Annotated in this window: 10 protein-coding genes; 5 read left to right on the forward strand and 5 right to left on the reverse strand. The window is 66.8% G+C overall.

What is annotated here, in order from left to right:
* The first annotated feature begins 96 nt into the window (after positions 1 to 96).
* Together J7E97_RS19410 and J7E97_RS19415 are read left to right on the forward strand one after the other, a co-directional pair.
* The gene (locus tag J7E97_RS19410; protein ID WP_374224188.1) at positions 97 to 951 is read left to right on the forward strand and encodes an IS5 family transposase; all 855 of its coding nucleotides are present in this window, start codon (positions 97 to 99) and stop codon (positions 949 to 951) included.
* Positions 948 to 1,346 carry a hypothetical protein gene (locus J7E97_RS19415; protein WP_215028735.1) on the forward strand — a complete coding sequence of 133 codons (399 nt, stop codon included), beginning with the start codon at positions 948 to 950 and terminating at the stop codon, positions 1,344 to 1,346. The genes J7E97_RS19410 and J7E97_RS19415 overlap by 4 nt, the downstream gene beginning before the upstream one ends.
* 7 nt (positions 1,347 to 1,353) lie before the next feature.
* Here J7E97_RS19415 and J7E97_RS37060 read toward each other — a convergent pair whose 3' ends face one another.
* Positions 1,354 to 1,614, reverse strand: a complete 261-nt coding sequence (locus J7E97_RS37060; RefSeq protein ID WP_374224189.1) for a cold-shock protein — start codon at positions 1,612 to 1,614, stop codon at positions 1,354 to 1,356.
* 746 nt (positions 1,615 to 2,360) lie between these two features.
* On the opposite strand from J7E97_RS37060, the gene J7E97_RS19425 reads away from it, so the two are divergent.
* Entirely contained in the window at positions 2,361 to 2,525 is a 165-nt protein-coding gene (locus tag J7E97_RS19425; RefSeq protein WP_215028740.1) for a hypothetical protein, read from the forward strand.
* 252 nt (positions 2,526 to 2,777) lie between these two features.
* On the opposite strand, the gene J7E97_RS19430 is transcribed toward J7E97_RS19425, so the two are convergent.
* From J7E97_RS19430 to J7E97_RS36815, 4 genes are all read right to left on the reverse strand, one after another.
* Positions 2,778 to 3,032, reverse strand: a complete 255-nt coding sequence (locus J7E97_RS19430; RefSeq protein ID WP_215028743.1) for a hypothetical protein — start codon at positions 3,030 to 3,032, stop codon at positions 2,778 to 2,780.
* A gap of 820 nt (positions 3,033 to 3,852) precedes the next feature.
* Positions 3,853 to 4,770, reverse strand: coding sequence for a hypothetical protein (locus J7E97_RS19435; protein ID WP_308346583.1), 918 nt, complete (start codon positions 4,768 to 4,770; stop codon positions 3,853 to 3,855).
* Complete coding sequence (locus J7E97_RS19440; RefSeq protein ID WP_215028746.1) at positions 4,751 to 5,065, reverse strand: hypothetical protein; 315 nt, start codon at positions 5,063 to 5,065, stop codon at positions 4,751 to 4,753. The genes J7E97_RS19435 and J7E97_RS19440 overlap by 20 nt, the downstream gene beginning before the upstream one ends.
* Positions 5,066 to 7,161: 2,096 nt before the next feature.
* A complete protein-coding gene (locus tag J7E97_RS36815) occupies positions 7,162 to 7,443 on the reverse strand; it encodes a hypothetical protein (protein WP_215028749.1) in 282 nt (93 codons plus the stop codon).
* Here J7E97_RS36815 and J7E97_RS35975 point away from each other — a divergent pair.
* Positions 7,340 to 7,681: a DUF6247 family protein gene (locus J7E97_RS35975; protein ID WP_308346584.1), complete on the forward strand. Its 342-nt coding sequence runs from the start codon at positions 7,340 to 7,342 to the stop codon at positions 7,679 to 7,681. The two genes, J7E97_RS36815 and J7E97_RS35975, sit on opposite strands and share 104 nt — an antisense overlap.
* A complete protein-coding gene (locus tag J7E97_RS19450) occupies positions 7,581 to 7,793 on the forward strand; it encodes a hypothetical protein (RefSeq protein WP_374224190.1) in 213 nt (70 codons plus the stop codon). The genes J7E97_RS35975 and J7E97_RS19450 overlap by 101 nt, the downstream gene beginning before the upstream one ends.
* The last annotated feature ends 1,025 nt before the right edge of the window (positions 7,794 to 8,818 follow it).

Genomic DNA, 8,818 nt, shown 5'->3' on the forward strand with positions numbered 1-8,818 from the left:
GTTAAGTCCGACTTCTCTTCGTTCGTGATCGCTCGATCGTGGTACTGATCGCGGTCCGGGCTGCTCGATGGGCATGTCCATGTTGAGATGCGGGGCGTGATGAGAGAGCCGTATCTCAGCGATTTGTCGGATGGGCAGTGGGCGTTGATAGAGCCGATGATCACGGCCTGGAAACAGGGCCGGGTGGCGCGGTCGGCGACCGGGGATCCCGGGTCCTGTGACCTGAGGGAGGTCGTGAACGCGATCTTCTACCAGAACCGGACGGGCTGTCAGTGGCGCATGCTGCCGCATGACCTGCCGGCCTGGTCGGCGGTGTTCTACTACTTCAGGTTGTGGCGCGAGGACGGGCTCGACCAGCGGATTCAGGAACTCCTTCGCTGCCAGGTCAGGGAGAAAGCCCGCCGATTAGAGGACCCGTCCCTCGTGATCATCGACACCCAGTCCGTCCGCGCTGCGGCGGGTGTCCCCAGGACCACGACCGGGCTGGACGCGAACAAGAAGGTCTCGGGACGCAAGCGGGGACTGGCCGTCGACGTGCTGGGGCTGATCATCGGCGTCGTCGTCATGGCCGCCTCGGCGCACGACAACGCCGCCGGCATCGCCCTGCTCGACCAGGCCGCCGAGCGGTGCGGAATGCGCCTGGAGAAAGCCCTGGTCGACCAGGGCTTCAAGGAAGCGGTCATCGTTCACGGCGCACTGCTGGACATCGGCGTCGAGGTCGTCCGCCGCAACCCCGCTGACCAGGGCAAAGGGTTCGTCCCGCAGCCCAAGCGGTGGGTGGTCGAGCAGACGAACGGCACGCTGATGCTCCACCGGCGCCTGACCCGTGAGTACGACCACCGGCCCGACACCTCCGCCTCACGCGTCTACTGGGCCTCCACCGCCAACATGGCCCGCCGCCTCACCACACCCACGCCGACCTGGCGCGACACCATCGAGCTGGCCGCGTGAACATCACCGAACTCCTGGTGGACCTTCACCTCCGGGAGAACGAGGCCACGGCCCGGGCAGACGAACTCCGCCATCAGATCGCGCACTTCACCGCCGCCCTCACCGAGACCGAAGCTCGCCTCGCGGACCTCGCCACCACCCGCAAGGTCATCACCGAACTCGCACCTACCGGCACCGAACCCGATCCGCCCGAGTCGAGCACCGCCTACCAGACCATCGTCGGCGCCTTCAACCAGCACCCCGACCAGGCGTTCCGGGCCCGCGACCTGCACGAACTCCTCAACATGCCCACCGACGAAGCATCCGTCAACATCACCCGCAGCCGCCTCGGACGACTCACCCGCCAAGGCTTCCTCACCCAACCCGGACGAGGCCGCTACCAGAAACGGACTTAACGTCCACTCAGACGCACGCTGATATTCCCGTGTGCTGGCTTGGACCGCGGTAGCGCCGGGCTCCCTCCGAACGGCGGATGTCGTCGGCTCGTAGTCCCGCACTGTCCAGGGTGAGGTTGAAGAGGACTTCCTCGCCCTGGCGCAGACGGCGATCCTCTCCATGAATTGCCGAGGCTTCTGCCTGAACGTAAGGTCCGGCGTCCTCCTGGCTGATGAGACCGATACCCCGGTCAGGGTCGAACCACTTCACGACACCGCAGGGCGACATGCTTCCCGCTCTCCTCTAAGGTCGGATCCGGAAGCCGACTGTCCGCCCGCTCGCCACCCATGGGGAGGGGGTGAGCAGGGGCGTGAAGCAGCGGGCCCCAGCGCGACCGCAGCAGGCAGGCGCCTATGGCGAAACAACGCGCCGTCACGGCAGGCCTTCCTACCGAGAGCACATGGCGTTTGTAAGAGATCGCTGCTGGCCTTCCGAGTCCAGCGGTCACGTTGAAGGGTGTGCGGTTTCGGTTCGGTCGGCTGCTGCGTGGTTGAGTTCCGTGGTCGGTGGTTCGGGGTTGATGCCGACTGCTTCGGCGTAGAGACGAAGGGCCTGCTGGGGGCGGAGATTCCGTCGTGGCTTTCGAGTCTCCGTAGGGCCTCGAGTGCGATTCCCTGTGGCTGCGCTGATGTGGTCGATGGACTGGCGTGCGTAGAGTCGGGGTTCAGCCAGCTTCCCATCCCGGCCGGCATCTCCAGCAGCCGGGGACCGTAGCGTTCGGGGCAGCGGTGTCGAGCGGGCGCAAGAATCGTTTGAGGATAGTGACCGCTGAACAGCGAAAGTTCTTGCCTCGTGTCCCGGGGCAGGGCCGGCTCATGCCCGATTCCCTCATTCCCACGCGGATCCAGCCGCACGCTGCCGGATCCGGTCGGCATGCCCGCCGCGGCGGCACCCAAGACGTCGCTGACCAATCCGCGCCCCTGTATGCGCGGATCGCAGCGGAGTGGACAGCCCGCGGTGCCACGGTGCCCGGTATGCCCGATCCTCTCTGGCAGCGCCTGATCTCCGCGGAGCACTTCGAGCGGGAAACCGAATCCACCCTGCGCCGGCTCCACCTCGCTGCGGACCCGGCCCCACCCTTGTGCCTGCCGGACCCGGACGCCGACGAATCACCTGAACCACCCACCCGGCTCCAGTGAGCCTGCAACCCACCCGCTGGTGTTCTGGCGCACAGCGCGGCCCGCGAGTCCGTTGAGCCGAATGGGCGATGCCTCGGCGTGGGCGCGCCGCGACGTCCGCGACGCGATCCTGGCGGCCCCGAACCGGTCGCGGAGATCAGCGCCGCCACCGTCATCGACCGCAGCGGCGTCTTCGGCCACCCGATCCGTTCAGACAGCTGCGCCTGGATACCGCCGGCCAGGACGTTTTGTCATGAGATCGACCTCCCGTCTTCACCGTTGATGCTGCAGAGCGTCGGCACCTGCGGCGATGATTTCGGCGAGCCGGTTGGCGAAGTCCGCGTTGCATCCTCCGAGCCGGACGAAGCCGTGGCTGGCCACTGGCCCGTCGTTGCTCAGGGAGGGAAGGGTCAGGTCTGCGAGCGCGAGCGCCGCCTGGAGGTTGGTGACAGCGTCTTCGCCAGCCTGGTATGCGGTGTCCTGGCGCCGCTTGTACTGGATTCGCTCTACATGGGTCAATTCGTACATGTTGCTGACCTTTCCTGATCGGCGTGGGGTGAGGCGCCGGAGCGCGTTTGTGTATTCGGTTGAGCAGGGTGCGACCCTTTGCCCGGCGCGCTGGCCATTTGCGCACGCATCCGTGGCGCCGCAGCATTGAATACCTGAGCAGCCCGCCCGCCGCAGATGCCGACGGCGTTGGCCCCCGTTGCCGGGCATGACCGTTCCCTACGGCACCTCGCTCGGGGGTGCCGCAGTGACCGGACGCCTGGTGTGCGAGGTGGTGCGGGGGCCGCTCCCACTCGCGTGGGGCAGCCCACACTCGGCTCGCGTTCGGGCAAGGGTGGGTATCGGACTGAGTCTGCGCACGGCCCGTGACTATCGGTTTCGATCTTCGTTTCAAAGGTGCAGGGGAGCACCCCTTTGACGCGTGGGAAGGACCGGGTTGACCAGGGAGTTAGCGGCCGCTACCGCCTTTGCTCTTCGCGGTCGCCGCCCGTCGGATGCCCGACCCTCATACGCCGTCGTCCGACAGTGCCGTGTCCGGTGGGACGCTCGCGCAGGATTCTCACTCCCGCGCGTGGACGGCGGATCGCTCTCGCCGACGGCAAGACTGTCGGCCAGCCCGACTCCCCCGACGGTACGAACTCGCGCCCACTCCTCCTGCCGGAGCTCACCGGCTCTTGCCGAGCAGACAATTGAAGAAACCGGAGGTAGCCCCGCACCATCGGTGCGACATCGATCGTCGTTCCGACGCCCCGGCTCTCCACCGGCAATCGGAACCCATTGCCCGGGCCAAGGGGACGTAGCGCTGACCTGCGCAAGTGGCACTGCCGCACGCGTACGACGGTCATGCGCCGTACCCGAATCTGTGACTGGGGGACGGAGAGCGGACTGTCCTGTTGTCTGCAGCAGGGTAGCCGGGAGGGACACTGGCCGGGCTGTGTCTGGCTGCGGCCGTCTGCCTGAGCGGAACGGACACAGAGGGCGTCGGGTTTCGGTGTCGCGGAGCGGCTTGGCGAGGCGGGCGCGTGAGTGTGATCTGGCGGACCAGCTGTTGGAAGCAGGCCAGCGCCGCGATGGCAGGAAGAGCAGACGCCGCCCCGGCGGTGATCGTTTTGGGTGCCTGGGCTACGCACAGAAGCGTGGCCAGGGTGGAGAACAACAAAACGATGGACCAGGAATGAAGGGCGCGGCGCTGGTGCAGGGCCGATCTGAGGATCGACAGGGAGGCGACCATCCAGGGGCCGTAGATCAGCAGGGGCCACCAGCTGACCACTGCGCGGGCCGTGTGGGGCGCGGCGCTGTGGCGCAGGGCGTCGCAGATGGCCAGCCCACTGAGGATGCTCACCACGGCGGCGATGGCACCGACCAGCACGGCGGTGACCACACTGCCCGTTTGCAGCAGGGTCACTACTGGCGATTTCGACGGGTTTCGGCGGTGCCCGTTGGAGGCTGTGGGCGGACGCCCGACAGGGGTGTGCTTCAGCTCTGCGACGAGGCCGATGGTGCTGGCCGTGGCACCGGTGCCGTCGAAGCCTTCTTGGGTGAAGGGATCCGGCTGCCCGGGTGCAGCGCTCTCCTGGAGAAGGATGGCGAGTTCCTCCACCGGATCCCACGACTGCGCCTCGCCGGGCCCGCCGAGCGATTGCCCGGTAGAGGGGTGCTGTACGTGTTCGGGCCGGTCCCACAACGCGGAGGTCTCCGGCTGGGGATGCAGACCGTGGATGTCCGGGTACCCGTACGGCTCATACACGAGGGCTGCCACCCGAGCACTCGCCGACAGCCGTTGCGAACGCTGCCGTGTTCTCCATCCGCCTGCCGAACTCGACCTGGATCACGCTCATCGCGTGGAGGAAGTCCTCAAAGATCGAGGACGAGTACGTTAGACCGATTTCCAGACTCTCGTGTTCCAGCGTCGCCTGACGGGTCTCGCCGCAGTCGGCTGAGCCTGGAATGAAAATCCACTTCCCGATCCGGATCGCCCCGGAGTGAAAGCGGCCTCCCTGTCCGTCTTCCTTTGTCGTCCTGCCGAAGAAGACGGGGAACTTTGCTGTTGTCATATTCCATAAACGCTGTCGATGTTGGTCCGGATATGCGCCATCCGGGTGATGCTGGTCGATGAATAAGTGCTGACCCTGTCTTGTCGATTCTACAAACAGGTCGGAAGCATCGCACAGCCACGTCCTTTCGCGCCGCCACCCCGTGACTCAAGGCGCCGGCTGTGGCCCGATGCCGGCCCCAGCGCGACGGCCCCGTCACCCGTGCACCCCGTCCGCCCGCCGGGGCGGCTGATGGCAGCGCGCATACTTCAATGCGACGGCCCTGCTGGGTACCGAGCCCCCGCCCGGCGCAGGCTCCCCGGCCGCGGCGGGATGCGTCTGCGCATGTCGCCGGCTCTCACCACAGGCCGCCATCCATGTTTTCCTCTCAGCGTTGAGCCCCCATCGGCGGCTCCGTCGACTTCGCTTCCCTGGCATCGGACGGCCGCGTCGCCCCCCCGTAAGCGCGCTGATCCCGGGCTTGGGTCCCCGTCAGGTCGGGTGCGGTCCTCGTCTGGCCGCCCACAGCAGCCGACTGATCATCGGTAAATAGATCGAGATGCCGAGGCTGCCGGATTGCTGCGCATGGCTGCAATCGGAGGACAGGGCGCAACCCTGCATATGCCTCTGCGTTATGCCGAGGGATCGTCGGGGCTCCGGTCCGGGCGCCCCTTGAACTTCAGCCTTCGAAAGGACCAGTTGTGGGAGGCATCCTCCTGTGGATCGTGCTGATCTCCACCGTACTGACCACAGGTTTCACCGCGTTGACGTCCTCAGGGACTGGCCGGCTGTGGCACGTGGACATCGTTGAACTGAGGCGCCGGCAACGCTTCAAGCAGGTCCTGTCCCTGCATGTCGATGCCATCCGGCTGGCTCGTCAGCAAGCCGCGGCGCCGGTACAGCCAGGGGAGAAGCCTGTCGGCGTCTCCGCTTGCCCGGGTGGGGAGCCGCTCCGGGTCATTCATGAGCCGTGTCGGCCACCCGTCACACGAGACCTATGCGACGAAACACCCCCTCGCTGGCGTTTGACCGCACTCGCCGAACGGCTGCAGCTCTGACGGCGGATGATCGCGTTGGCTCGAAACTTCGTCACGTCTTGGGTTCCGCGGAGAGGCGTGATGCCGCCGCCCCGTGGTGACGAAGGCTCTGAGTTGCGGTGAGGCCGCCGAACCGGCCTCGGCGACAGTGCATCGAGTGCCCTCGCCCCGCTGTTATCGCCCTCGCGAACTGTAGCCCGAAGAACCCGACGAGCCAGGCCGGACCATCATCCCATTCCGCAGGCGGGCAGGCCGCCCAGCCAGCCCTCCTGATCGAGCGTACCCAGTCTCGAGAGGGCGGCTGATATCCCTGAAAAACCCCGGCAATTCGCACATTGCCGGGCGGGTGAAAAACCCCGGCAAACCGCACATGGGTGAGGGTGCCCATAAACCCCGGCAATCTGTATCACTTCCGGTTTCTGGCCGCTGGGTGGGTCGCGCTAAACGGTGATTGCCTGCTCCTTTCCTGCTCGATACACCTCTCTAGTGGACGTTGAGGGAAACGGCGAGACGTGTCTAGACTGAAAGAATTATCATCGACCTATTGTTGTGAGAGTCCTCCTCGACAATTGACGAGGGACCGTCACCCCTCCTTGGGACGCCCCCGTCGGAAAGGTCTATCCCTCCGAAGCGTGCGGCGGAGGAGGAATGGCACGCCCGACAGAAGGTCCTGGGTCTTCCCGATCATCTGGACACAGTCCGCGAGAAGGGTCGCGTGAGGATGACCCCCGGTGGTGACCCAGCCGCTCGCGGCCTGTGGTCGGCGGCAACGCGGGTGGCGGGTACGGTGCGGGCGGCGCTGATGCTGGTGACACGCTGCCTGGCCGAAGCAGGCACAGCCGGCGGAACTACCCCGCCCCGCGCGAAAATGAGCTCGATACAGGCACTTCAGGACGAATACAGGGCGGGTTTCTCCGTGTCCCTGCCCCATCCAGCGAGCGCTGCGAGCGACCTCCACGAATGTCCATGGTGCCGATCCCTTGGAAATCCCGAGATTCCTGGCCGATCCGGACCCACTGAGGACGGTCGGCCATGACGGAAGGAGGCTGTCAATCGACGCTGTGGTCGGGGTGGTTGAGGCTACTGGCGAGCTGTGTAGAGGCGGTCGTCGTAGTTCAGGATGGTGGCACGGTGGCCTCGGGCGCTGGCCATCCGTCCCGCGACGTGGGCCTGCGAGGAGTCGTAGCCCGGTCCGGAGACGTTCTCCGAAGACGAACTGCTTGCGCAGCTGCGCGCCGACCGCTGTGCGGACCGGTGGGTGTCGCCCTTCGAGCGGGAGTGGGCGACAGCGCTGGAGGAGTCGCGCAGGACGTTCTCCCTCACCGCGCTGCGCCAGGTCGTCCAGGTCTGGCGTGCCCGCATGGCCTCCGCCCCGGCGTCGACGCGTTCCTCGCCTCCGGCCGTAACGAGACCGGGTTCATGGACCTGCAAGAGCTCCGGAGCAGGCGCCGATGAGCGGTCAGCCGTACGCTGTCCGGCTGTCGCCGCCCGCCGGGAAGGTGCTCGCCGGACTGTCCGAGCACGTGGAGGAGACTGTGTGGGATCTGCTGGACGCCGCCGCGGCGGACCCGTGGAGGTTCGGCCAGTGGGACGCCGGTGACATTGAGGGCGAAGACGTCCGTTTCGCGTCCGCCGGCCGGCTGTCCGTCGTCTACTTCGCGAACCGTGCGCTGCTCAACCTCTCCGTCCTGGCCATTGTCTGGCTCGGATAGTCACCTGGTGACAACGCCCCGCCCCGTTGAAGGGGGGCCGATTTGGAGCGGCCCGCGTGGCGTCAGCCTTCAGGACCTGATCGAACCACCGAGATCACTTGTCGATGGGTTGAGAGAGCGGACGGGTTCCCGGCCTCGAGGGGGTCCGCCGCCCGCACCGTCTGCGCTGGTACCTCTCCCAGCTCCTTCGGCTGCATCGACATCGAGACCCGCAAATACACAACGTCAGCCTTCGAGACCAAGCCGCGGTCGGCCGGCGCCCCGCATCACAAGCACAGCGTTCGGCAGAGAACCGAGAAGGGCTTCGCCCGCGCACGCCCTATCGGCGCGGACTGCGCCACTGCGGCAAGAGGTCCGGCGCGCAGACCGGGCGGAGCGGAACCGCCTCGCCGTGGTCTGCAGCGCACTGGATCTCGTCATGAGAAGCCGTATCTCAACCGATCTTGGAACGTGCGGGTCGAACAGAGTTCCTAATCGGGTGATCTTCCCGTGGTGCGGGCATGAAGGCAGGGCCTCTCGGTAGCTCGGAGATGCGAATCAAACCGAGGAACACCGGGGAGACCCTGTTGCCGCAGTTGTACGCGCTCGCGCCCGCATCGTTCAACTCGTTCGACGTGTCGTGCGATTGCCTCGCCCATGTGTACGGAAACGCCGCCGACCAGCCGGACCGGCAGCGGGCATATCCGTCGGACATGACGGATGCTGTCGCTGAGGGGGTGGTTACCTGAGGTTTTCGCCTTGTTGCCGGGTGGTGACAGGTAGTGATCCCTGCGGTATGCCGGTTGTATGCGGTACGCGCAGGGTGGGGGCCTGACCGCTGAGCGGCGGGCGTTTCGTGAGCAGGTGCGTGTGGAGGCCGGCGCTCGGTTCGAGGCGGGTGAGAAGACTTCCCGCCGCATCGGGGACGCGGTCGAGCGACGCCACCAGCCGCAGCAGCGCCCACGGCCAGCCGCCCCGCCTCCGCCACCCCGGCCCCCGGCGGGCGGACGGCCGCCCCGCCCCGGATCGGGTACGGGCCCCGGGCG

Source organism: Streptomyces sp. ISL-66 (assembly GCF_018614135.1).
Taxonomy (GTDB): domain Bacteria; phylum Actinomycetota; class Actinomycetes; order Streptomycetales; family Streptomycetaceae; genus Streptomyces.

Excerpts from the sequence above, each read along its gene's own strand:
- J7E97_RS19440 (WP_215028746.1), bottom strand. The coding sequence starts at position 5,065 with ATGACAACAGCAAAGTTCCCCGTCTTCTTCGGCAGGACGACAAAGGAA.
- J7E97_RS36815 (WP_215028749.1), bottom strand. The coding sequence starts at position 7,443 with ATGCGGGCACGCCAGACCTGGACGACCTGGCGCAGCGCGGTGAGGGAG.
- J7E97_RS19425 (WP_215028740.1), top strand. The coding sequence starts at position 2,361 with ATGCCCGATCCTCTCTGGCAGCGCCTGATCTCCGCGGAGCACTTCGAG.
- J7E97_RS19430 (WP_215028743.1), bottom strand. The coding sequence starts at position 3,032 with ATGTACGAATTGACCCATGTAGAGCGAATCCAGTACAAGCGGCGCCAG.
- J7E97_RS37060 (WP_374224189.1), bottom strand. The coding sequence starts at position 1,614 with ATGTCGCCCTGCGGTGTCGTGAAGTGGTTCGACCCTGACCGGGGTATC.